Below are 428 nucleotides of genomic sequence, written 5' to 3'. Positions count from 1 at the left end.
GCATAGGCCAAATCATCTGAAGAAAGGCGAGTATTCTTCTGCTGCAAGCCGCGTTGATAACCTTGGAACATCAGTGCTTGCAAGCCTGCGTTGTTCGGTTCATGCTTCTGAATGAAGGCGAACACCGTTGGGGCAACGTCGCCGTAGCGGACTGCGTGTTCGATCAGTGCGGGGAGTTGGGCTTGGTTCTTGGCGATCTCGGTCAAATTTTTAGTGATGAAATCGGCGGAGTGTTCGTTCGGTAAGCCACCGCAAACCTCAACGAGATAGCCGAACACAACGGCATCGTCCGGCTTTCGCGATGAAAGTTTTAACCATGCTTGGGGATCGCGAAGCGTTTCACGCAAAGCAATTTTTGCGGCGTGTTTGGTGTGACTGTCGTCCGCTTTGATCGACTTCAGCGTTTCCAGCAAGGCTGAGAGATTGCT

Annotated in this window: 1 protein-coding gene; it reads right to left on the bottom strand. The window is 52.1% G+C overall.

Annotation, left to right across the window (positions count from 1 at the left end; translation table 11 throughout):
- The coding region (locus tag I6F37_RS41110; RefSeq protein WP_225154538.1) for a hypothetical protein at nucleotides 1-428 on the bottom strand (428 nt) is incomplete at both ends.

Source organism: Bradyrhizobium sp. NBAIM08 (genome assembly GCF_020193935.1).
Taxonomy (GTDB): Bacteria; Pseudomonadota; Alphaproteobacteria; order Rhizobiales; family Xanthobacteraceae; genus Bradyrhizobium; species Bradyrhizobium yuanmingense.
This window is presented reverse-complemented; position numbering and strand designations above follow the sequence as displayed.